At 60.7% G+C, this 21,956-nt stretch carries 21 protein-coding genes; 7 read left to right on the top strand and 14 right to left on the bottom strand.

Annotated elements, in window-relative coordinates; translation table 11 throughout:
- The first annotated feature begins 151 nt into the window (after positions 1–151).
- From leuS to ACYZTM_RS11500, 5 genes are all read left to right on the top strand, one after another.
- Positions 152–2,758, top strand: coding sequence for a leucine--tRNA ligase (gene leuS, locus ACYZTM_RS11480; RefSeq protein ID WP_131063086.1), 2,607 nt, complete (start codon positions 152–154; stop codon positions 2,756–2,758).
- Positions 2,759–2,845: 87 nt separating this feature from the next.
- On the top strand, positions 2,846–3,451 hold the full coding sequence (locus ACYZTM_RS11485) for an LPS-assembly lipoprotein LptE (protein WP_131063087.1): 606 nt from the start codon (positions 2,846–2,848) through the stop codon (positions 3,449–3,451).
- A gap of 39 nt (positions 3,452–3,490) precedes the next feature.
- Positions 3,491–4,528 carry a DNA polymerase III subunit delta gene (gene holA, locus ACYZTM_RS11490; RefSeq protein ID WP_131063088.1) on the top strand — a complete coding sequence of 346 codons (1,038 nt, stop codon included), beginning with the start codon at positions 3,491–3,493 and terminating at the stop codon, positions 4,526–4,528.
- Positions 4,529–4,735: 207 nt separating this feature from the next.
- Positions 4,736–4,900, top strand: coding sequence for an alternative ribosome rescue factor ArfA (arfA, locus tag ACYZTM_RS11495; protein ID WP_065908951.1), 165 nt, complete (start codon positions 4,736–4,738; stop codon positions 4,898–4,900).
- 62 nt (positions 4,901–4,962) lie between these two features.
- Positions 4,963–6,285, top strand: a complete 1,323-nt coding sequence (locus ACYZTM_RS11500) for a lytic murein transglycosylase (protein WP_131063089.1) — start codon at positions 4,963–4,965, stop codon at positions 6,283–6,285.
- Between the two features lie 107 nt (positions 6,286–6,392).
- Here the strand turns inward: ACYZTM_RS11500 and ACYZTM_RS11505 are convergent, their stop codons facing one another.
- The 13 genes from ACYZTM_RS11505 to ACYZTM_RS11565 all read right to left on the bottom strand — a co-directional run bounded on the left by ACYZTM_RS11505 (position 6,393) and on the right by ACYZTM_RS11565 (position 18,961).
- Positions 6,393–7,343: a S66 peptidase family protein gene (locus ACYZTM_RS11505; RefSeq protein ID WP_461988717.1), complete on the bottom strand. Its 951-nt coding sequence runs from the start codon at positions 7,341–7,343 to the stop codon at positions 6,393–6,395.
- Between the two features lie 161 nt (positions 7,344–7,504).
- The gene (lipA, locus tag ACYZTM_RS11510) at positions 7,505–8,506 is read right to left on the bottom strand and encodes a lipoyl synthase (RefSeq protein ID WP_461989129.1); all 1,002 of its coding nucleotides are present in this window, start codon (positions 8,504–8,506) and stop codon (positions 7,505–7,507) included.
- Between the two features lie 25 nt (positions 8,507–8,531).
- The gene (gene lipB, locus ACYZTM_RS11515) at positions 8,532–9,179 is read right to left on the bottom strand and encodes a lipoyl(octanoyl) transferase LipB (RefSeq protein ID WP_461988719.1); all 648 of its coding nucleotides are present in this window, start codon (positions 9,177–9,179) and stop codon (positions 8,532–8,534) included.
- Positions 9,179–9,454 carry a DUF493 domain-containing protein gene (locus tag ACYZTM_RS11520; RefSeq protein ID WP_133100063.1) on the bottom strand — a complete coding sequence of 92 codons (276 nt, stop codon included), beginning with the start codon at positions 9,452–9,454 and terminating at the stop codon, positions 9,179–9,181. The genes lipB and ACYZTM_RS11520 overlap by 1 nt, the downstream gene beginning before the upstream one ends.
- 80 nt (positions 9,455–9,534) lie before the next feature.
- Positions 9,535–10,692 carry a D-alanyl-D-alanine carboxypeptidase family protein gene (locus ACYZTM_RS11525; RefSeq protein WP_131063094.1) on the bottom strand — a complete coding sequence of 386 codons (1,158 nt, stop codon included), beginning with the start codon at positions 10,690–10,692 and terminating at the stop codon, positions 9,535–9,537.
- A 183-nt stretch (positions 10,693–10,875) separates the two neighbouring features.
- Positions 10,876–11,886, bottom strand: coding sequence for a septal ring lytic transglycosylase RlpA family protein (locus ACYZTM_RS11530; protein ID WP_461988722.1), 1,011 nt, complete (start codon positions 11,884–11,886; stop codon positions 10,876–10,878).
- Positions 11,886–12,896, bottom strand: coding sequence for a lytic murein transglycosylase B (mltB, locus tag ACYZTM_RS11535; protein ID WP_131063096.1), 1,011 nt, complete (start codon positions 12,894–12,896; stop codon positions 11,886–11,888). The genes ACYZTM_RS11530 and mltB overlap by 1 nt, the downstream gene beginning before the upstream one ends.
- A gap of 17 nt (positions 12,897–12,913) precedes the next feature.
- The gene (gene rodA / locus ACYZTM_RS11540; RefSeq protein WP_162556277.1) at positions 12,914–14,017 is read right to left on the bottom strand and encodes a rod shape-determining protein RodA; all 1,104 of its coding nucleotides are present in this window, start codon (positions 14,015–14,017) and stop codon (positions 12,914–12,916) included.
- Positions 14,018–14,048: 31 nt separating this feature from the next.
- Complete coding sequence (gene mrdA / locus ACYZTM_RS11545) at positions 14,049–15,944, bottom strand: penicillin-binding protein 2 (protein WP_461988724.1); 1,896 nt, start codon at positions 15,942–15,944, stop codon at positions 14,049–14,051.
- A gap of 10 nt (positions 15,945–15,954) precedes the next feature.
- The gene (rlmH, locus tag ACYZTM_RS11550; protein ID WP_007937439.1) at positions 15,955–16,422 is read right to left on the bottom strand and encodes a 23S rRNA (pseudouridine(1915)-N(3))-methyltransferase RlmH; all 468 of its coding nucleotides are present in this window, start codon (positions 16,420–16,422) and stop codon (positions 15,955–15,957) included.
- A gap of 9 nt (positions 16,423–16,431) precedes the next feature.
- On the bottom strand, positions 16,432–16,926 hold the full coding sequence (gene rsfS / locus ACYZTM_RS11555) for a ribosome silencing factor (protein WP_131063098.1): 495 nt from the start codon (positions 16,924–16,926) through the stop codon (positions 16,432–16,434).
- A 72-nt stretch (positions 16,927–16,998) separates the two neighbouring features.
- On the bottom strand, positions 16,999–17,688 hold the full coding sequence (gene nadD, locus ACYZTM_RS11560; RefSeq protein WP_165557516.1) for a nicotinate-nucleotide adenylyltransferase: 690 nt from the start codon (positions 17,686–17,688) through the stop codon (positions 16,999–17,001).
- Position 17,689: 1 nt separating this feature from the next.
- A complete protein-coding gene (locus ACYZTM_RS11565; protein WP_461988726.1) occupies positions 17,690–18,961 on the bottom strand; it encodes a glutamate-5-semialdehyde dehydrogenase in 1,272 nt (423 codons plus the stop codon).
- A 189-nt stretch (positions 18,962–19,150) separates the two neighbouring features.
- Here ACYZTM_RS11565 and ACYZTM_RS11570 point away from each other — a divergent pair, with 189 nt between their 5' ends.
- Together ACYZTM_RS11570 and ACYZTM_RS11575 are read left to right on the top strand one after the other, a co-directional pair.
- On the top strand, positions 19,151–19,849 hold the full coding sequence (locus ACYZTM_RS11570; RefSeq protein ID WP_461988728.1) for a DNA-3-methyladenine glycosylase: 699 nt from the start codon (positions 19,151–19,153) through the stop codon (positions 19,847–19,849).
- Between the two features lie 191 nt (positions 19,850–20,040).
- On the top strand, positions 20,041–21,357 hold the full coding sequence (locus tag ACYZTM_RS11575) for a bifunctional DedA family/phosphatase PAP2 family protein (RefSeq protein ID WP_461988730.1): 1,317 nt from the start codon (positions 20,041–20,043) through the stop codon (positions 21,355–21,357).
- On the opposite strand, the gene ACYZTM_RS11580 is transcribed toward ACYZTM_RS11575, so the two are convergent.
- A complete protein-coding gene (locus tag ACYZTM_RS11580; protein ID WP_461988732.1) occupies positions 21,358–21,948 on the bottom strand; it encodes an LON peptidase substrate-binding domain-containing protein in 591 nt (196 codons plus the stop codon).
- Positions 21,949–21,956: the final 8 nt, after the last annotated feature.

The raw sequence follows: 21,956 nt of genomic DNA on the forward strand, positions 1-21,956 counted from the left end.
TCCCTCGGTAGAGCGCGGTCATGTATGCTACGGCGCTTCCTGTAACTCCACTTCCAGCTCGTCTGGGCACCGAAACGCCAATTTGGCGTCGTCACCGCCCAGCGTTGCATTGAAGAGGATTAGGCCACCCCTATTCAGTTCAAAAGTAGCCATGCACGAACAATATCAGCCCCGTGAAATCGAAGCCGCCGCCCAGTCGTTCTGGGATGAGCAAAAGTCCTTTGAAGTCAGTGAACAGCCAGGCAAGGAGACTTTCTACTGCCTGTCGATGTTCCCTTACCCCAGCGGCAAGCTACACATGGGGCACGTGCGCAACTACACCATCGGCGACGTGATCTCCCGCTACCAGCGCATGCAAGGCAAAAACGTCCTGCAACCCATGGGTTGGGACGCCTTCGGCATGCCGGCGGAAAACGCCGCGATGAAGAACAACGTAGCGCCCGCCAAGTGGACCTACGAAAACATCGCCTACATGAAAACCCAGCTACGCAGCCTGGGCCTGGCGGTGGACTGGTCCCGCGAAGTCACCACCTGCAAGCCTGATTACTACCGCTGGGAACAATGGCTGTTCACTCGCCTGTTCGAAAAAGGCGTGATTTACAAAAAAAGCGGCACCGTGAACTGGGACCCGGTCGACCAGACCGTCCTGGCCAACGAACAGGTGATCGACGGTCGCGGCTGGCGTTCCGGCGCGCTGATCGAAAAGCGCGAAATCCCGATGTACTACTTCAAGATCACCGCCTACGCGGATGAGCTGCTGGAGAGCCTCGACGAACTGACTGGCTGGCCTGAACAGGTCAAGACCATGCAGCGCAACTGGATCGGCAAGTCCCGTGGCATGGAAGTGCAGTTCCCGTACAACGTCGATTCCATTGGCGAAACCGGCGCGCTGAAGGTTTTCACCACCCGTCCGGACACCCTGATGGGCGCCACCTACGTTGCCGTGGCCGCCGAACATCATTTGGCCACCCTGGCCGCGCAGAACAACCCTGAGCTGCAAGCGTTCATCGCTGAATGCAAGGGCGGCAGCGTTGCCGAAGCCGACGTCGCCACGCAAGAGAAGAAAGGCCTGCCGACCGGCCTGTTCGTCGAGCACCCGCTGACCGGCGAAAAACTGCCGGTGTGGGTCGCCAACTACGTGCTGATGCACTACGGCGATGGCGCGGTCATGGCTGTGCCGGCTCACGACGAACGTGATTTCGAGTTCGCCCACAAGTACGACCTGCCGATCAAATCGGTGGTGCGCACCAGCTCCGGCGAGACCAACCCGGCCCCGTGGCAAGACGCCTATGGCGAGCACGGCACGCTGATCAACTCCGATGAATTCGACGGTCTGGACTTCGAAGGTGCCTTCGACGCCATCGAAGTTGCGCTGATCAAGAAAAACCTCGGTGCCTCGCGTACCCAGTTCCGCCTGCGCGACTGGGGCATCAGCCGTCAGCGCTACTGGGGCTGCCCGATCCCGATCATTCACTGCACCACCTGCGGTGATGTGCCGGTCCCGGAAGATCAATTACCTGTGGTACTGCCGGAAGACGTGGTGCCGGATGGCGCCGGTTCGCCCCTGGCGCGCATGCCCGAGTTCTACGAGTGCGCTTGCCCGAAATGCGGCCAGCCTGCCAAGCGTGAAACCGACACCATGGACACCTTCGTCGAGTCGTCGTGGTACTACGCCCGTTACGCCTCGCCGCACTATGAAGGCGGCCTGGTGGAAAAATCCGCGGCTGACCATTGGTTGCCAGTGGATCAGTACATCGGCGGTATCGAACACGCCATTCTTCACCTGCTCTACGCGCGTTTCTTCCACAAGCTGATGCGTGACGAAGGCCTGGTGAGCTCCAACGAGCCGTTCAAGAACCTGCTGACCCAAGGCATGGTGATCGCCGAGACTTACTATCGTCGCGAAGCCAATGGTGCTTACACCTGGTTCAACCCGGCCGACGTCGAACTCGAACGCGACAGCAAGGCCAAGGTTATCAGCGCCAAGTTGATCGCAGACGGCCTGCCGGTGGAAATCGGCGGCACCGAGAAGATGGCCAAGTCGAAGAACAACGGCGTCGACCCACAGTCGATGATTGACCAGTTCGGCGCAGACACCTGCCGCCTGTTCATGATGTTCGCCTCGCCACCTGACATGAGCGCGGAATGGTCTGACTCTGGAGTCGAAGGTTCGCACCGCTTCCTCAAGCGCGTCTGGCGCCTTGCTCAAGCGCACGTCACTCAGGGCCTGCCGGGCAAACTGGACGTCGCTAGCCTGAACGACGAACAGAAAGCCATTCGCCGTTCTATCCACTTGGCTATCAAGCAGGCCAGCCACGATGTCGGCCAGAACCACAAATTCAACACCGCCATCGCTCAGGTGATGACGCTGATGAACGTGCTGGAAAAAGCCGCGCAAGGCACCGAACAGGATCGCGCACTGGTTCACGACGGCCTGGAAGCCGTGACGTTGCTGCTGGCTCCGATCACCCCGCACATCAGCCACGAGCTGTGGAATCAATTGGGTCACGCTGGCCCAGTGATCGACGCCAGCTGGCCGGTGGTGGACGAAACCGCGCTGGTGCAGGACAGCCTGACGCTGGTCATCCAGGTCAACGGCAAGCTGCGCGGTCAGATCGAAATGCCGGCCACCGCGACTCGCGAAGAAGTCGAAGCTGCTGCCCGTATCAACGAGAACGTGCTGCGCTTCGTCGACGGCCTGACTATTCGTAAAGTGATTGTAGTGCCCGGGAAACTGGTCAATATCGTCGCCAGCTAATTGGATCAGGCGCCAGGCAAGCCTGGCGCCGAGTTAAACCTTTCGGGCCGCACGATCGGCCCACATGGTTTCAAGGGGAGCAACAAGATGATCAAACGCAATCTGCTGGTGATGGGCCTCGCAGTCCTGTTGAGCGCCTGCGGTTTCCAGCTGCGCGGCACCGGCACCAATGAAATGGCGATCAAGGAACTCGACTTGAGCGCCCGCAACGCTTACGGCGAAACCGTGACGCAATTGCGTCAGGTACTGCAAAGCAGCGGCGTCAAGGTTTACACCGGAGCGCCGTACAAACTGGTGCTGACCGACGAGCAGGAAAGCCAGCGCATCCTCAGCTACGCCGGTGCTGGCCGTACTGGCGAATATCAGGTGAGCACCGTGCTGAGCTACGACATCCGTGGCGCACAAAACCTGCCGCTGCTCAGCGACAAGCTCGAAGTGCAGAAAATCTTCATCCACGACGGCAACAACCTGGTGGGTTCCGACCAGGAAGCCAATACGGCGCGCGTAGAAACCCGTCGCGAGTTGGTTCAACGCATGATGCTGCGCCTGTCACAGCTCAGCCCGACTCAGTTGGAGCAGCTGCAACAGACCGCCGATGCCAAGGCAAAAGCCGAAGCCCAGGCACTGGAAGCTGCGCAGAAGGCTGAAGCGGAAACCCCGCGTCAGTCGCCCATCGAAATCCCGCAGCAATAAGACTTACGGGGCGCCCAGGCGCCCCGTTCGCCCTCTCTTATGAAACTCGCGCCCGCCCAACTCGGTAAACACCTGCAAGGTGCCCTCGCGCCGGTCTACATCATCAGTGGCGATGACCCACTGCTGTGTCAGGAAGCCGCCGACGCCATTCGTGCCGCCGCTCGCCAACAGGGCTTCGACGAACGCCAGGTCTTCGCCGCCGACGCCAGTTTCGACTGGGGTACGTTGCTGCAAGCCGGCGCCAGCATGTCGTTGTTCGCCGAAAAGCGCCTGCTGGAACTGCGCTTGCCGTCCGGCAAACCGGGTGACAAAGGTGCCGCCGCGTTCATCGAGTACTGCTCGCGCCCGGCCGAAGACACGGTGCTGCTGATCAGCCTGCCCAAGCTGGATGGCAGTGCGCAGAAAACCAAGTGGGGCAAGGCGCTGGTCGAAGGACAGCAGACGCAGTTCGTGCAGATCTGGCCGGTGGATGCCAACCAGTTGCCGAGCTGGATTCGTCAACGGTTGTCCCAGGCCGGGCTTTCTGCCAGCCAGGATGCCGTGGAGCTGATTGCCGCTCGGGTCGAAGGCAACCTGCTGGCCGCCGCCCAGGAAATCGAAAAACTCAAGCTGATGGCCGAAGGTGGCCAGATCACCGTTGAAACCGTGCAAGCGGCGGTGGCCGACAGCGCGCGCTTCGATGTCTTTGGCCTGACCGATGCGATCCTCAACGGCGAGGCCGCCCATGCCCTGCGTATCCTCGAAGGGCTACGCGGTGAAGGCGTTGAACCCCCCGTTATTCTCTGGGCGCTGGCCCGGGAGCTGCGTCTGCTGGCCAACCTTTCGCTGCAGTACAGCCAGGGTGTGCCACTGGACAAAGCCTTCAGCCAGGCCCGACCGCCGGTCTGGGACAAGCGCAAACCGCTGATGAGCAAAGCACTGCAACGCTACCCGGCGCAACGCTGGGCGCAGTTATTGCTGGAAGCCCAGCGCATCGACGCACAGATCAAGGGCCAGGCCGCCGGGTCGCCGTGGATGAGTTTGAGTCGGTTGTCTTTGTTGATGGCCGGTCAAAGATTGTCGCTACCCGCCGAATAAGGTTTTCGACTGCATAACGGCCATTCGCGGGCAAGCCTCGCTCCTACGGGCCTGAGTCGACCCGCAAATTTGTGTACGACTCCAACCTGGAGCGAGGCTTGCCCGCGAAGGCGTCCGAAAGGTCCTACGCAATGCGGGGACTAGACAGAACTCGAACTTCAGCAGATTATTTCCCCCGCAAAAACCACTCAATCGAGAGATCTGATCATGAGCAAAAAGCCATCCAGGCATGGCCCCAACAAGGCCAAATCCATCATCGCCCAGCCACTGTTCCGCAGCCGTCAGGAACGAGCCGGCAAGGGCAAAGGCAGCTACCGCCGCGAAGCCTTCCAGTCTAATAGCTGGGAGGCTTCTTACTTTCTGGCGGCCTGAAAGGCAAGCGCCCGCTCAACATGTTAAGGTCTGCACCTGATTCGTATTCCCTGGACCTGTGCATGCCCCTTAGTCTTTCCCGTCGTTGGCCCCTGCGCCAACTGATCGCTGCCTCCAGCCTCATTTTGCTTGTCGCCTGCGCGGAAAAACCGACCGCCGCCGACGCCCAGCCGCTTCAGAGCCTCCCCATCGCGACAGCCCCTGCGGTCATTCCGCCCGTGGTGCCGACCGGTGAAAACCTCGACATCCAGCCTACCCAGACCTTCGCCGAATGGCAGGCGGGTTTCCGTAAAGATGCGCTGGCCGCCGGCATCCGCGCCGATCTGTTCGACCGCGCCTTCGCCAATATCAGCCTGGACAACAGCGTGATCCGCGCCGATCGAAGCCAGCCCGAATTCTCCCGCCCGGTGTGGGAATACCTCGATGGTGCCCTGTCGCCACTGCGGGTACGCAAAGGTCAGGCGCTGGTCAGCGAATACGCCGACATTCTGCAAAGCATCGAACAGCGCTACGGCGTCGATCGCCAGGCATTGGTGTCGGTGTGGGGCATGGAGAGTAACTTCGGTCAGTTCCAGGGCAACAAGTCCGTGATCAACTCCCTGGCGACCCTGGCCTACGAAGGCCGGCGTCCGGGCTTTGCTCATGCGCAACTGATCGCCGCCCTGCAAATCCTGCAACAAGGCGACATCGAGCCTGAGAAAATGCTCGGTTCCTGGGCTGGCGCCATGGGCCAGACTCAATTCATCCCGACCACCTATAACACCCACGCCGTGGACTTCGATGGCGATGGCCGCCGCGACATCTGGAATAGCCCGGCTGATGCCCTGGCCTCGACTGCGCATTACCTGCAAAGCTCCGGCTGGCAGAGAGGCCAGCCATGGGGCTTTGAAGTGCAGTTACCGGGTAGCTTCAATTACGCTCTGGCCGACGGCACGATTCGCAAAAGCGTCGCCGAATGGCAACAGTCAGGTGTCTCGCTGCCCAACGGCGCCCAGGTTCCGGCGGGCTCCGAACACCTGTCCGCCGCCCTGCTGTTGCCGGCCGGCTATCGTGGCCCGGCGTTCCTGGTACTCGACAACTTCCGCGCGATCCTCAAGTACAACAACTCGTCGTCTTACGCCTTGGCGGTGAGCCTGTTGTCCGAGCGCTTCAACGGGGCAGGCCTGATCAGCGGTACCTGGCCAAAAGATGATTTGCCGTTGAGCCGTACCGAGCGGATCGAACTGCAAAGCCTGCTGAGCGCGCAGAATTACGATGCGGGCAATGCTGACGGCATCATTGGCGCTAATACTCGCAAGGCGATCCGCAGTGCGCAGCAGTCGTTTGGCTGGCCGGCGGATGGGTATCCGACGCACAAGCTTCTCGAAGGCCTGCGTAACCGCTAGAAGCTTCGCGGGCAAGCCTCGCTCCTACAGGATCACACCATTCTGTAGGAGCGAGCGGTGCGGCGATCCGACTTGCCCGCGAAGACTGACTACTAGGCGCTATCGAACTACCGCTTGATCACTACATCCTGCTCCAACACCAATTCCTTCTTCCCCGCATCCAATCGAACCAACGCGCCCATCGGCAACGTCAGGTTCGGATCGCAATGCCCGCTGCGCCACCCGGCCAGCACCGGTATCCGCAACGGCTCGAAGGTCTGCTTGAGCAAACGCTCCAGCCCAGACACATCAACCCCCGCCACATCCCCCACCAGCACCCCGCGCAACTTGCCCAGCGTGCCGGCCAGACGCAGATGGGTCAGCAACCGATCAATGCGAAACAACGGCTCGTTGATATCCTCGATCAGCAGAATCACGCCCTCGGCGTCCAACTCGTAAGGCGTGCCCATGGTCGCGGCAATCATCGACAGATTGCCCCCCAGCAAACGCCCGTGAGCGATGCCAGGCTCGATTGTGGTCAACGGCCACGCCACCGGGTGCGAAATCACGCTACCCGCCTTCACCTGCCCTCTGAGCATGTTGAAAAACGAAGACTCGGTCGGTTTTTGCTTCTCGCCCAGCAAATCGGCATTCAGCAGCGGACCATGAAAGGTCACAAAACCGGCATAACGGCTGATCGCCACGTGCAGCGCCGTGATGTCGCTGTAGCCGATGAACGGCTTGGCGTTGTTTTGCAGCAATTCGAAATCGATGCGATCGAGCAAACGCGGCGTGCCGTAACCGCCGCGCAGACAGATGATCGCGTCGACGTCCGTGTCGGCGAACGCCGCGTGCAAGTCATTGAGCCGCACGTCGTCGCTACCGGCCAGGTAGCCATCCTGTTCGTACACCCCGGGAAATACCCGCAGCGCATAACCGCGAGCGCGCATCCAGGCAACGGCTTTATCGGTGTCCAGCCCGGCCGGACCGGCGGGCGCAATGACGCCGATCAGCCCTTGCGAGGGCAAGGCCGGAACGGGTGAGTGAGGAAACAGAGTGTGAGTCGGTCGAACGGTCATCCATGAATCTCCCTGCGCGAAAAGCTTCAGCACACAGTAGTCAGGAACGGGGACAAACAGAAGAGGATCAGTCGCCCCGCAGGTTGCAGGAAAAGACTGTAGCGGTCGTAGGCACGGCCAACAAAAACGCCCGCAAGGTTGAAAACCTTGCGGGCGCTTTGTTACAAGGACGACATCAATTCAGCTTTAACCAGCTTCGCCTGCTCGTCGGCGTGGTACGAGGAACGTACCAACGGGCCGGAAGCCACGTTCTTGAAGCCCATCTTGTAACCTTCCTCGGCGAACCAGGCGAAAACGTCCGGGTGCACAAAACGCTGCACCGGCAAGTGGCTGCGGGACGGTTGCAGGTATTGGCCCAGGGTCAGCATGTCGATGTCGTGTTCGCGCATGCGCTTCATGACTTCGATGACTTCTTCGTCGGTTTCACCCAGACCCAGCATCAGGCCGGACTTGGTCGGAATGTGCGGCATCATCTGCTTGAAGCGCTGCAGCAGGGTCAGCGACCACTGGTAATCCGAACCCGGACGCGCAGCCTTGTACAGGCGCGGCACGGTTTCCAGGTTGTGGTTGAACACATCCGGCGGCTCGGCAGCGGTGATTTCCAGCGCTACATCCATACGGCCGCGGTAGTCCGGAACCAGGGTTTCGAGCTGTACGTTCGGCGACAGCTTGCGGATCTCGCGGATGCAGTCGGCAAAGTGCTGGGCACCGCCGTCACGCAGGTCGTCGCGGTCTACCGAGGTGATCACCACGTACTTGAGTTTCAGGTCGGCGATGGCGATGGCCAGGCTTTCCGGCTCGTTGACGTCCAGTGGCTTCGGACGACCGTGGCCCACGTCGCAGAACGGGCAGCGACGGGTGCAGATGTCGCCCATGATCATGAAGGTCGCGGTGCCGCCGGAGAAGCATTCGCCGAGGTTCGGGCAGGACGCTTCTTCGCAGACGCTGTGCAGCTTGTGTTTGCGCAGCAGGGCCTTGATGCGGTCGACTTCCGGCGAAACCGGGATACGCACGCGGATCCAGTCAGGTTTCTTGGGCAGTTCAGTCGTCGGAATGATCTTTACCGGGATGCGTGCAACCTTCTCGGCGCCGCGCAGCTTGACGCCGGCTTCAACCTTGGCACGCAGGGCCGGACGCTCGGTAACATCCAGCGTCGGGATCATGGTTTGCACTGCATCAGTAGTCATATCAGTCGATTCCGCCCGTTAGGGTCGTCTGCTCAGCATAGTCGAGGTGTTTGACGAGCTGCGCGCGCAGCCGGGCACTTACCTCGGCAAATTCAATCGATCCTGCGTGATCGCGCAACTGGGTCATCGCCAGCCCGGCGTAGCCGCAGGGATTAATCCGTCGAAACGGTTCCAGGTCCATGTCCACGTTCAGGGCCAGGCCATGAAAGGAGCAACCATGGCGGATCCGCAAACCGAGAGAAGCGATTTTCGCCCCATTGACGTAGACACCCGGTGCATCAGGCTTGGCCACGGCAGTGACGCCGTAGCTGGCCAGCAACTCAATCAGGCATTGTTCCATGCGGCTGACCAGGTCACGCACGCCGAAACCCAGCTTGCGAACGTCGAGCAACAGGTAGGCCACCAATTGACCGGGGCCGTGATAGGTCACCTGACCACCGCGATCCACCTTCACCACCGGAATATCCCCCGGCAGCAACACGTGCTCGGCCTTACCGGCCTGCCCCTGAGTGAACACCGGTGAGTGCTCGACCAGCCAGATCTCGTCGGCGGCATCGCTGCCGCGTTCGTTGGTGAAGCGTTGCATGGCATGCCAGACCGGCTCGTAAGCAAGCTGGCCGAGCTCGCGAAAGCCCAGCGTGCCAGACATCACAGCACCATGTGCACGAAACCGGTAGCCCGCAAATCGCTGTTGATGTCGTACAGCTGGTCTTGACCGGTGGCGATGATGTGCAGCTGGATGGTCGTGTACTTGCCGTTGGTGCTCTGGCGCTCGGCCAGGGTCTTGTGGTCAACGGTCGCGTGTTTCTCAAGGATCTCGATGATCTTGTCCTTGAAACCCACGCCGGTATCGCCGATCACCTTGATGGGGTAATCCGCGCAGGGGAATTCGATCTTTGGCGCCTTTACTTCGGTATCTGTCATGGCGTAACGGCCTCGTAAGCCGTGGCAACGGACATGGCCCCGATCCGGATTGGAACGGGGCCATGCAAGTCCACACTAATTCAGTTGAACAAGCCGTAGAAGAATAGACGGATGCTATCCCACATGCGGCGGAAGATACCACCCTCCTCGACAGCGTCCAGGGCGATCAGGTCGGCGCTGTGCACCACCTTGTCGTCCAGTTTCACTTCGACTTTACCGATCACGTCGCCCTTGGCGATTGGCGCAACCAGTTGCGGGTTCATGGTCATGCTGGCGGCGAGCTTTTTCAGCTGGCCTTTTGGCAGGGTCATGGTCAGGTCTTCAGCCAGGCCGGCCTTGACTTGATTGGTGCTGCCTTTCCAGACAGGGGCCTGAGCCAGCTCGGCGCCTTTCTGATAGAAGGTCTGGGTTTCGAAGAAGCGGAAACCGTAGGTCAGCAGCTTCTGGGTTTCAGAGGCACGTGCCACTTCGCTGTTGGTGCCGAACACCACGGCGATCAGGCGCATGCCATCACGTACAGCCGAAGACACCATGCAGTAGCCGGCTTCGTCGGTGTGACCGGTTTTCAGACCGTCGACGGTCTTGTCACGCCACAGCAGCAGGTTGCGGTTAGGTTGCTTGATGCCGTTCCAGAAGAACTCTTTCTGCGAGTAGATCGCATAGTGAGCCGGGTCTTCGTGGATGATTGCGCGAGCCAGCACGGCCATGTCGTGAGCCGACGAGTAGTGCTCAGGGTTCGGCAGACCGGTCGGGTTCATGAAGTGGCTGTTGGTCATGCCCAGGTCGGCCACGGTTTTGTTCATCATGTCGGCGAAGGCGTCTTCGCTGCCGGCGATGTGCTCGGAGAGCGCAACACTGGCGTCGTTACCCGACTGAATGATGATGCCGTGCAGCAGGTCGCTGACCGTCACCTGCGAGCCGACCTTGATGAACATCCGCGAACCGCCGGTCCGCCAGGCGTTTTCGCTGACGGTCACCGGATCGTTTTCACCGATCTGGCCACGACGGATTTCCAGGGTCGCGATGTACGCGGTCATCAGCTTGGTCAGGCTGGCCGGAGGCAGACGCTGGTCACCGTTGTTCTCTACCAGCACGTTGCCGCTGCTGGCATCCATGAGTACGTAGGCTTTGGCGGCCAGTTGCGGTGGCGACGGCATCATCTCGACCGCGAAAGCGGCAGGCGAGAGGAGCAGCGGGACTAGCAGGCACAGGCGTTTGGCAAAGGTGGTGATGTTCATCCGTCTCTCGAAATCGCTAATGGAAACTGCCCAAGGGCAAAACTAATCAGATGACCTTCTAACGGGTCATCGCGTGTTCAGTTGCTCACTCTTTAACCCTTGCCGGGCTTTTGTTCTTCAACGAGCCAACAACCCGGTTCGCCCCCCAAAACCGCAAGCGAACCGTCAATCAAGTACTACGTATTACTCGGCAGTGACCAGGCTCGGCGAACCGAGATTGGCCAGACGCACGCTGTTCTGCACTTGCTGGATTTCACCCGGCGAACCGATCGGCCCCAGGCGCACCCGATGCAGCGTCTGTTGATTGCGCACGATCGAGCTGATGAACACCGGAGCGCTCACCATCCCGCTGAGCTTCGATCTCAGGAGTTCTGCAGCGTCCGGGTTGGCGAACGCGCCCACCTGCAGATACTGGCCAGAGGCTGGTACAGAAGCGTTTTTTTTTGCATCGAGCGGCACGGGCACAACGGCCGCGGCGTGTTGCTGCGGCGGTGGTGTCCATTGCTCGACCGTACCGGCCGAAGCGGTAATCACCGGGGCGCTATTCTGCGCGACTTGCGGCTCGTTGAGCATCAATGGCGCCGGACGGCCCTTTTGTGCCCACCACTGCTGCGGATCTATACCTTCGACCTTGACCCGCGCGGTACCGGTTTCGGCGTAACCGAGTTTTTTCGCGGCGGCATAGGACAAGTCGATGATGCGGTCCGAGTAGAACGGCCCGCGATCGTTGACCCGCAGGATCACGCTCTTGTTGTTGTCCAGGTTGGTCACCCGAACGTAACTTGGCAGTGGCAAAGTCTTGTGGGCGGCACTCATGCCGTACAGGTCATACACCTCGCCATTGGCGGTGTTCTGCCCGTGGAATTTGGTGCCGTACCAGGACGCCGTGCCCGAAGCGACATAAGTCTTGGATTCTTGCAGCGGGAAGTAAGTCTTGCCCAGCACGGTGTACGGGTTGGCTTTATAAGGACCGGAGTGCAGGGTCGGCGTGGCATCCGGGATGCGCGATACATCGACGTCCCACCAAGGCGCGCCATCTTTGTGCGCGCGATTGATGTCCAGGCCTGGCGTTGCGCGCACGGCGGGGGAAGACTTTTGGGTCGGCGGACGGCTGGTCGAACAACTGGCGAGCAGCACCGCCAACGCGGCGAATGCCATCAGCTTCAGGGGTTTATTCATAGGCAATGCCCGCATTACTTGACGCCCCGTGCTTGGACCAGCTGTTCAGACAGTTGATGTACGGCCATGGCGTACATCACGCTGCGGTTATAACGCGTGATTGCGTAAAAATTCTTCAGGCCCATCCAGTATTCAGGGCCATTGTCACCTTCCAGGCGGAAAGCCGTGACCGGCATGTCATCGCGCAGCGCATCATGACTCGACCAGCCCAAGGCTCGCAACTCCCCGACCGTTTTAGTCGGCTCGATGCCCGTCGTCAAACCTTCGTCTACCTGCGCGCCACGCACATCGGCGCGGCTGACCACCGGTTCGCCGGCGACCCAGCCATGACGCTTGAAATAACTGGCGACACTGCCAATGGCATCAATCGGGTTGGTCCAGATATTAATGTGGCCGTCACCGTCGAAGTCCACCGCATAGGCGCGAAAACTGCTCGGCATGAACTGCGGCAAGCCCATTGCGCCGGCGTAAGAGCCTTTGAGGGTCAACGGATCGACCTGCTCTTCACGAGCCAGCAACAGGAACTCACGCAATTCCTTGCGGAAGAATTCGGCACGGGGAGGATAGTCGAAACCCAGGGTCGACAAGGCGTCGATCACCCGGAAATTCCCGGTATTGCGGCCGAAAAAGGTTTCAACGCCGATGATCGAGACGATCACCTGCGCCGGAACTCCATATTCCTGCTCGGCACGGGCCAGAACTGCTTCGTGCTGACGCCAGAAGTCCACACCACGGGCGATGCGCGCGTCGGTGATGAACATCGGGCGATATTCGCTCCACTGCTTGACCCGTTCGGCGGGTTTCGAGATCGCGTCCAGAATCGACTGTTTGCGCTCGGCCTCGCGGAACACGCCCATCAGCTGTTCACCGGCAAAACCGTAGTCGCGGGTCATTTCACCGACGAATTCGGCCACCTGCGGTGAGCCTTCGTAATCGCCGGCCAACGCGTCCTGCGCTGTGCCTAGGATGCTTACCAGGCCGACCCATGGCGCGTATCGAGTCGCCCAGCCACGCATTACTTGCATTGACATCTTCACCTTATTCAAACCTGTGCGATCCACTTACGATGGGTATGGATCGACATCAAAACCCCAAACGCTGACAGCAGCGTTACCAGCGAAGTTCCTCCGTAGCTAATGAACGGCAACGGCACCCCCACGACCGGCAACAGGCCACTGACCATACCGATGTTGACGAAAACGTAAACAAAAAACGTCATGGTCAGACTGCCCGCGAGCAATTTGCCGAACAATGTCTGGGCCTGGGCGGTAATCACCAGCCCGCGACCGATCAACAACAGGTAAATCAGCAGCAGTGCGCAGATGCCGACCAGGCCGAATTCCTCGCCCATGACCGCAATAATGAAATCGGTGTGGCTTTCCGGCAGGAAGTCCAGGTGCGACTGGGTGCCGAGCAGCCAGCCCTTGCCGAACACGCCGCCGGAACCGATGGCGGCTTTCGACTGAATAATGTTCCAGCCCGTACCGAGCGGATCGCTCTCAGGATCAAGAAACGTCAGGATTCGCTGTTTCTGGTAGTCGTGCATGATGAAGAACCACATCGCCACGGCCACCGGCACGGCAGCCGCCAGCACGCTCATGATCCAGCGCCAGCGCAAACCACCCATGAACAATACAAAAGCGCCACCAGCGAGGATCAGCAGCGAGGTGCCGAGGTCCGGCTGACGCACGATCAGAATGAAGGGCAAGCCGATCAGGAACAGACTGACGCCCACATGCTTGAGCTGCGGCGGCAAGGTGCGTTTGGACAAGTACCAGGCGATGGTCGCCGGCATCAGGATCTTCATGAACTCCGAAGGCTGGAAGCGGATCACGCCCGGAATGTTGATCCAGCGCGTGGCGCCCATGGCGTTGTGGCCCATGACGTCCACCACCACCAGCAACAGCACGCCGATCACATAACCGACCGGCACCCAGCGGGCCATGAAACGCGGCTCGAACTGGGCGATAACGATCATCGACACCAGGCCGATGCCGAACGAAGTGGCTTGCTTGGCCAGCAGGTCCCAGCTCTTGCCACTGGCCGAATACAGCACGAACAGGCTGCCAGCGGCGAGGGTCAGCAGCAGGATCAGCAACGGGCCGTCGATGTGCATGCGTTGCAACAGCGTCGCACGGCGACGCATCACATCCTCACTGGAGAGGATCCGATCGAAATTACTCTTCACGGGCCGTAGCCTCCGCACTGATAGGGCTGGCGTATTCGGCCTTCAACCGACCGTCCTGGTCCAGAAGCCAGGCGTCCATGATTTGACGCACCACCGGCGCGGCGACGCCGGAACCGGACTCGCCGTTCTCGACCATCACCGACACCACGATTTTCGGGTTGTCGGCCGGCGCGAAGCCGACGAACAAGGCGTGGTCGCGATGGCGCTCCTGAACCTTGGAGCGGTCGTATTTCTCGCCCTGCTTGATCGCGACCACCTGGGCCGTACCACTTTTCCCCGCGATGCGGTATTGCACACCGATCGCCGCTTTGCGCGCCGTACCCCGGGCACCGTGCATCACCTGCTGCATGCCGTGGTTGACCCTGGTCCAATCGGACGGGTCGCGCAGGACGATGTCCGGCATCGGGTTTTCATCCTTGGGCCGCTCGCCTTCAACGGTCTTGGCCAGGTGCGGACGGTTCCAGATGCCTTTGTTGGCCACCAGCGCCGTGGCCTGGGCCAGTTGCAGCGGCGTCGACTGCATGTAGCCCTGGCCGATCCCAAGAATCAGTGTTTCTCCCGGGTACCAGGCCTGACGTCGGGTTGCACGCTTCCATTCCCGTGTCGGCATCAGCCCCGGTGACTCTTCGAACATGTCCAGCGAGACCTTCTTGCCGATGCCGAACTTGCCCATGTATGCCGACAACCGATCGATCCCCAGCTTGTGGGCCAGGTCGTAGAAGTAGGTGTCGTTGGAACGCATGATCGCCGTGTCCAGATCGACGTAACCGTCGCCGGTACGGTTCCAGTTACGGTATTTGTGGTCGTAATTGGGCAACTGGTAATAGCCGGGATCGTAGACCCGACTCGACGCAGTCACGACACCAGCGTCCAGCCCGGCAATCGCCACCGCCGGCTTGATGGTCGAGCCCGGCGGGTAGAGACCGCGCAGCACGCGGTTGAACAGTGGCCGGTCGATGGAATCGCGCAGCTCGGCATAGGCTTTGAAGCCGATGCCGGTGACGAACAGGTTCGGGTCGAAACTCGGCGCACTGACCATCGCCAGCACTTCGCCGGTTTTCGGGTCCAGCGCCACCACCGCACCACGACGACCACCGAGTGCCGCTTCGGCCGCTTCCTGCAGTTTGATGTCCAGGCTCAGGACAATGTCCTTGCCGGGAATCGGATCGGTCCGTTTGAGCACGCGCAATACGCGACCCCGAGCGTTGGTCTCGACTTCTTCGTAACCCACCTGACCGTGCAACTCGGGCTCGTAAAAACGCTCGATGCCGGTTTTGCCGATGTGGTGGGTGCCGCTGTAATTGACTGGATCGAGGGACTTCAGCTCTTTCTCGTTGATCCGCCCCATGTAGCCCACCGAGTGCGCAAAGTGCGCGCCCTGCGGGTAGTGACGCACCAACTGCGCGACCACTTCCACCCCCGGCAGACGGAACTGATTCACCGCGATGCGGGCGATCTGTTCTTCGGTCAGCTCGAACAGGATCGGCACTGGCTCGAACGGCCGACGCCCCTGACGCATGCGTTTCTCGAAGATCACCCGATCTTCGGGCGTCAGCGCCAGCACTTCGACGATCACGTCGAGGACTTGCTGCCAGTCGCCGGACCGTTCGCGGGTCATGCTCAGGCTGAAGCTGGGCCGGTTGTCAGCCACCACCACACCATTGCGGTCGAAAATCAGCCCGCGGGTCGGCGGAATCGGCTGCACATGGACGCGGTTGTTTTCCGACAGGGTCGAGTGGTACTCGTACTGAATCACCTGGAGGAAATACAGCCGCGCGATCAGCACACAGATCAGCAACACCACCGCAATTGCCCCGAACACGACGCGGCCACGCACCAGACGGGCGTCTTTTTCGTGGTCCTTGATGCGGATCGGCTGAGGCATGAGGGCAGAACTACTTGTGGTAAGGGTGGCCGGACAAGACTGTCCAGGCACGATACAGCTGTTCGCCGATCAGAATCCGCACCAGCGGGTGCGGCAACGTCAACGGCGACAACGACCAGCGCTGATCGGCCCGCGCACACACTTCCGGCGCCAGCCCTTCGGGACCGCCGACCATGAAATTCACCGTGCGCGAGTCCAGCCGCCAGCGATCGAGCTCGACCGCCAACTGCTCGGTGCTCCAGGGCTTGCCGTGGACTTCGAGGGTCACAACACGCTCATTGGGCCCGACCTTGGCCAGCATGGCTTCGCCTTCCTGACGGATGAAGCGCGCCACGTCGGCGTTCTTGCCCCGGGTGTTGAGCGGTATTTCCACCAGTTCCAGCGCCAGCTCGGACGGAAGACGCTTGGCATATTCATGCCAGCCTTCTTCCACCCACTTGGGCATGCGTGAACCGACGGCGATCAGTCGCAGTCGCACAGCGGTCCCTTATTGCTGGTCTTTGTTGAGCTTGATGAAGTGCTCATGGGTGTTTTCCGGGCTGTGGTGAGCCGCGTTCAGAGCACGGCTCTGTTCCGCACCGGACCACAGACGCTCGAGGTCGTAAAACTGACGAGCCGAGGCAGTCATCATGTGAACGATGACGTCATCCATGTCCAGCAGCACCCAATCGCTGTCGCCCTTGCCTTCTTCACCCAACGGCTTGACGCCCAGGGCTTTGACCGCTTCACGGACTTTATCCAGCATCGCGCCGATCTGACGGTTCGAAGTACCGGTAGCGATGATCATGTAGTCAGTGATGCTCTGCTTTTCACGAACGTCGATGACCTGGATATCCTGGCCCTTGACGTCTTCCAGGGCGGCTACGGCAACCTTGACCAGCTCATCACCCTTCAGGGGCTCGGTGGTGAGAACCGGCTCAGGCAGCGGGGCGCTCTTGAACGTGCCTTTGCGCTTTACTTTAGTTACGTCTTTGTTCGTCATATAAAACTCGTTTTGCTCGTATGTTCGGGCGCTTCGGTACACGCGTTCACGTGTTTTGAAGCGCTCCCTTTTTCAGTTCGACGCACGGTAGAGACCGTGCGCATCGATGTAGGCCAGGACCGCGTCGGGCACCAGGAAACGTACCGACTTACCGCTGGCCAGCAGTTGACGGATCTGGGTGGCGGATACCGCGAGCGGCGTCTGCCAGACGAATGCAATCTGTCCGCTCGGCCCTTTGAGGGCCAGCGGGTCGCTCACCGAGCGTGCCGCCAACAGATTGCGCAAGGCATCCGGCGGTTCGCTGTCGGCATCCGGGCGTTGCAGCACCAGGATGTGGCAATGCTGGAGCAACTCTTCCCAGCGGTGCCAAGTGGGCAGGCCGCAAAATGCGTCCCAGCCCAAAAGTAGAAAAACCTGGTCAGAGGCGGCCAGTTCGGCGCGCATCAGTTCCAGGGTGTCGATGGTGTAGGACGGTTTGTCCCGCTGCAATTCGCGGGCGTCCACCACCAGCGGCGCCACACCGGCCACCGCGCACTCGACCATCGCCAGACGGTCCTTTGCCGACACCTGCGGCGTACCGCGATGTGGCGGCCTGGCACTGGGTGTCAGGCGTAATTCATCAAGCGCCAGCGATTCGGCGACTTCCAGCGCACCGCGCAAATGGCCGATGTGCACCGGGTCGAACGTCCCGCCCAACACGCCAATGCGTCGAGGCGCAGGCTCGCTGGCGGTTTGCGGGGCTGACGCTTTGAGGTCGCCCAAGTCAGACCGACGCCTGGCCGCGCAACTGGCCATCACCGACCACGATGTACTTCTCGCAGGTCAGACCTTCGAGACCCACCGGGCCGCGGGCGTGCAGCTTATCAGTAGAAATGCCAATCTCGGCACCCAATCCGTATTCGAAGCCATCGGCGAAGCAGGTCGGCGTGTTGATCATCACCGACGATGAATCAACTTCCGCCACAAAACGCCGTGTCTCAGCAAGGTTTTCGCTGACGATCGAATCGGTGTGATGGGAGCCGTACTTATTAATGTGTTCGATGGCCTGGTCCAGTCCGTCGACCACGCGGATCGAAAGAATCGGCGCCAGATACTCGGTGTTCCAGTCTTCTTCAGTGGCCGCCACCGCCTCGATGATCGCCCGGGTGCGTTCGCAACCGCGCAGCTCGACGCCTTTTTCGCGGAACTGTGCAGCCATCGACGGCAGGAAATCTTTGGCAAGGGTTTGATCAACCAGCAGCGTTTCCATCGCACCGCAGATGCCATAGCGGTAAGTCTTGGCATTGAACGCAATGCGCTGTGCTTTCGGTAGATCGGCGTGGGCGCTGACGTAGACGTGGCAAATGCCGTCCAGGTGCTTGATCACCGGCACACGGGCATCGCGACTGACCCGTTCGATCAGGCCACGGCCGCCACGAGGCACGATGACGTCGACGTATTCCGCCATGGTGATCAACGCGCCAACGGCCGCACGATCGGTGGTTTCGACCACTTGCACCACTGCAGCGGGCAATTCGGCCTCGGCCAGGCCACGCTGGATGCAGGCAGCAATGGCGCGATTGGAGTTAATTGCCTCGGAACCGCCACGCAGGATGGTCGCGTTACCGGACTTCAGGCACAGGCTCGCAGCATCGATGGTCACGTTCGGCCGAGATTCATAGATGATCCCGATCACGCCCAACGGCACGCGCATCTTGCCGACCTGAATACCCGACGGCCGGAAGCTCATGTCGCGGACTGCGCCGACCGGGTCCGGCAATGCCGCCACCTGACGCAAACCGACGATCATGCCGTCGATGCGTTCCGGGGTCAGCGCCAGACGTTCAAGCAATGCCGGCTCAAGACCATTGGCCCGACCCGCGGCCAAATCCAGTTCATTGGCAGCCGTCAGCTCGGCGCGTGCAGCGTCCAGCGCATTGGCAGCAGCCTGCAACGCGCGGTTTTTCTGCGCAGTGCTGGCACGGCCAATGACGCGAGAGGCCTCGCGGGCGGCGCAACCCAGGCGGGTCATGTAGTCAAGAACGGGCTCAGTCATTGTCTGTGGTGGTCTTTGCTAAGGTCTTGGTAAAGAGTAAAGCGGCAGATTATAGCTGTCGCGTCCCGGGACTAACAGCGGTGACGGGCGGATGGTCGAAATGGAGGGCATTTTGCCGACGTTCAGCCGAGATTAAGCTGCAAATTGTTATCATCACGACTCAATCAGCCTTGATTAACACCGTTCATCATGTCCAACCTGACTGTTCGAGCGTCTACTGCGACCCTGCCCACAGGGCTCCCGGACGCGTTTTTCGACCGAGACGCCCAAACCCTGGCCCGGGATCTACTCGGCAAGGTCATCCGTCATCGGGTCGGCGATCTGTGGCTCAGCGCCCGGATTATTGAGACCGAGGCCTATTACTGCGAAGAAAAAGGCAGCCATGCGTCCCTCGGTTACACAGAAAAGCGTAAGGCTTTGTTTCTGGATGGCGGGCACATCTATATGTATTACGCCCGCGGCGGTGATTCGCTGAACTTCAGCGCTCAGGGGCCGGGCAACGCAGTGCTGATCAAATCCGCCTATCCATGGATCGATGAGTTGAGCGGGCCGGCGAGCCTGGCGCAGATGCTGCTGAACAACCCCGACGCAAAAGGCCGCCCTCGCCCTTCGCAAAAGCTTTGCGCCGGGCAGACCTTGCTTTGCAAGTCTCTGGGTTTGAAGGTGCCGGTCTGGGACGCCAAACGCTTCGACCATGAGGTCTTGCTGGTCGAAGACGGCGGCCCGGCCCCTGCTCACATCATTCAAACCACGCGTTTGGGCATTCCCCACGGACGCGACGAGCATTTGATGTACCGCTTCGTCGATGCGGCTTACGCGCCGTATTGCACACGGAACCCGCTGCGACGGGGGCAGGTCGAAGGTCGCGATTATTTTTTGCTGTCCTGAGATGTACCCGGACTAGAGGTAGAAGGAAATCCCTGTGGGAGCGAGCTTGCTCGCGATAGCGGCCGACAGTCGAAGTAGATGTCGCCTGATACACCGCCATCGCGAGCAAGCTCGCTCCCACAGGTTTCTGTAATGTTTTGAAGATTGCGTTCGTCCCAAGGGACCAATGAACATCAGATGGAGTTGTTTTTATGGGCCCATGGCTCGATAGCGTGACCGGTTGGTTGTCGGCTAACCCGCAATGGCTGGCCGCGGCGGTGTTCATAGTGGCATTTGTGGAATGCCTGGCGATTGCCGGGTTGATCGTGCCTGGCACGGTGTTGCTGTTCGCCGTGGCGGTACTGGCCGGCAGCGGCGCACTGTCACTGAGCGAAACGCTTTTGCTTGGGTTCGTCGCCGGCGTGCTGGGCGACATCGTTTCGTACTTCATTGGCCGACATTTCCACCAGAACATCCGGCGCCTGCCGGGGTTGCGTCATCATCCGGAATGGATCGCCGGCGCCGAGGCGTATTTCCAGCGCTACGGCATCGCCAGTCTGTTGGTCGGGCGCTTTATCGGCCCGCTGCGCCCGATGCTGCCAATGGTCGCCGGGATGTTCGACATGCCGTTCCCGCGTTTCGCCGCTGTCAGCTTGCTGGCCGCCGCGGGCTGGAGCATCGCGTACTTGCTACCCGGCTGGGCCACGGGCGCAGCGATTCGTCTGCCATTGCCCGACGGTTTCTGGCCTGAGGCGGGTATCGTCGCCGGCAGCATCGCCATCATGTTGGGTTTGAGCATCACCAGCAGCATGCGCCGCCATCGTAAAGCGACGGTGCTGATTGCCGGCATGAGCCTGCTGATTCTCGCAGGGCTGTTTATCGGCTACCCACACCTGACTGCGCTCGATCAGGGTGTGATGACCCTGGTGCAGGAACACCGCAGCCCGATGCTCGATGAAGTGGCCGTCACCTTCACGCTGATCGGCGAATTCCGCAACATGCTGTTGTTCAGCGCCCTGTTCACCGGCTTGCTGCTGCTCACCCGGCAGTGGCGCCAGGCGATTTTCGCCGGTGGCACCCTGCTCTTCACTGCTTTGGGCAACACGTTCACCAAGCAATTTTTCGCCCGCGTGCGCCCGGAAGTACTGAGCGATCCGCTGACCAGCTACAGCATGCCCAGCGGCCACGCCTCGGGCTCCTTCGCGTTGTTCCTGACCCTCGCCGTACTGGCCGGTCGCGGTCAGCCGCCGCGGATGCGCCTGACCTGGTTGCTGCTGGGTTGCTTGCCGGCACTGGCGATTGCCCTGTCGCGGGTGTACCTGGGCGCACATTGGCCGACGGATGTACTGGCCGGCGCGATGCTGGCGGCATGCGTGTGTGCCGCGAGCTTGTGGTTGAACCAGCGTCAGGCACCGCTCAACGGCATGCCGCCAAAAGTCTGGTGGCTGGTATTGCCGGCGTTGGTGGCGTTGTTCGGGTTCTTTGCGTTGCGGCATTTGCCGAATGCGATGTTGAGGTATGCCTACTGATTAGGCAAACAACTCACCCTGCAATTCATCCAGCAGCGCCTGAATCGCATCCAGTCGCTGCTGGGGATCATCGAGTTGCAGCAGGTCGATCTTGTCCCGCTCAGCAAACGGCAGCAGGTAGGCCAGCTGATTGGCCAAGGATTGTTGCCCGGTCGCTTCGGTGCCCATGTTCAACGCCTCGACCATCGGGTGTTCGGCCAAGGCCTTGAGCAGTGCGACCAGGTCCGCGTCCTCGTCCTGCAGCGGTTGCTCGGGCTCGTCTTCCAGCCACTCGACGTCAGCGACGGTCAATTGATCGCGCTGCACCTCGGTGCGCAGTACATGAAAACGCCGGCCGCCCTGCACGCGAATGCCCAGCAGGCCGTTGTCCTGCTGCTTGAAATCGGTGATCAACGCTTCGCAGCCCACCAGTGCATAGCCCGCCGGCGCGATGCCCACTTCTTCGCCGTCGAGAATGCACACCACGCCGAAGCCGCCGCCCTGTTTCATGCAGCGGCTGATCATGTCCAGGTAGCGCGCCTCGAAGATCTGCAAGTCGAGGATGCAGCCAGGGAACAGCACCGTGTTCAGCGGGAAAAGCGGCAAGCTCATAGACATTT

The organism is Pseudomonas sp. MDT2-39-1 (assembly GCF_054898085.1).